Here is a 1114-nt window from a genome sequence, read left to right as displayed (position 1 = left end):
TCCTTATCTCGTCATATATGCTATCTACCAGATTCGCAACTGTATACTCAATTATGTTATAAATCATCAAGGAAACATTTGATTTTAATATATTGATTAATGATTGGTAAGTTAAATGTATACCTGTACCTTCGGAATGAAAAAATTTGCTAAATTTGCTCACGCCATCTTCTCTATCATTTTCTTTAGCTTCTAAAAACTCCATCAATTCTAAAAAATCTTCTATTTCTTTTTTCCTATTATCATAAGTATCTCTAAATGCTATCATCTAATCACCTGCAAGTAATTTATTTTTAACAAAATCAATTCTTCCAACTAACTTATTTTTATTATTTGCGGCATCTGACCGAGTACATTTTGCGAATTCTTCCCCAGTAACCCAAGATGAAATATCTTTTACTGGTAATTCCGGGTTCTCTTTAAGTGCCATTGCAATCCCTATTGAAAGGGCTTCAAATCTTGCTCTTGGTGTAGATTTCGATGTAGGTGTCTTCCTAAATCCCTGCTTTCCAAGAATTTTTTCAGCATAATCCAACATTGCATTAAATCTACTCCGGCAATCTGCAATAATATCGTCATTTTTATCACACAACTCATTTTGCTTTTCTACATAATTATCAATATATTGCGTAACATTTCCAGTATATCCTTCAAAATCATTATCATAATTATCAGAATATGCAAAAAATCTAGAAACCAATTCAAATCCTTCGTATCTATCTTCTGTAATAGTTGTTCTTGGTGCCAATTCATTAAATTTAGGTATTTTTACACATTCTTCTAAGAAATCCTTAAATTTCCCCTCAAAAGCTCCTCTTCTTGCTTCCGCCGCTTTTGCTTGCCGTCCACCTGTATTAATTCTCTTAAATATTTCCTGACGAACCTTTTCTGTTGTACCCTCTTCCAAAAACACAACTCTTATACTTGTATTTAAAAACCTTCTTTGAATAACAGGATCCAAGTCACTAAATTTAAACCCATTAGATCCTGTTAATATCTGTAAGCCTTGTAATTCTAAATTATTTTGGCAAAATTGAACAAGAGTCCGTGTTCTCTGTGCCCCATCAACGATTTCAATTCTTCCATCTTTTGTATCAGCAAAAAACATAAATGG

At 32.2% G+C, this 1114-nt stretch carries 2 protein-coding genes; both read right to left on the bottom strand.

Features of this window, described 5'->3' with window-relative positions; genetic code table 11:
- Positions 1–268 (bottom strand): hypothetical protein (locus JQM82_RS15750; protein ID WP_235251366.1); only part of this gene is annotated, 268 nt, incomplete at its 3' end.
- The coding region (locus JQM82_RS15745; RefSeq protein WP_235251364.1) for a DUF262 domain-containing protein at positions 269–1114 on the bottom strand (846 nt) is incomplete at its 5' end.

The sequence above is a fragment of the Faecalicatena contorta genome (genome assembly GCF_021531995.1).
GTDB classification, from domain to species: Bacteria; Bacillota; Clostridia; order Lachnospirales; family Lachnospiraceae; genus Dorea_A; species Dorea_A contorta_A.
The sequence above is the reverse complement of the archived record's forward strand: the minus strand, read 5'-3'. Positions and strand labels throughout refer to the sequence as shown.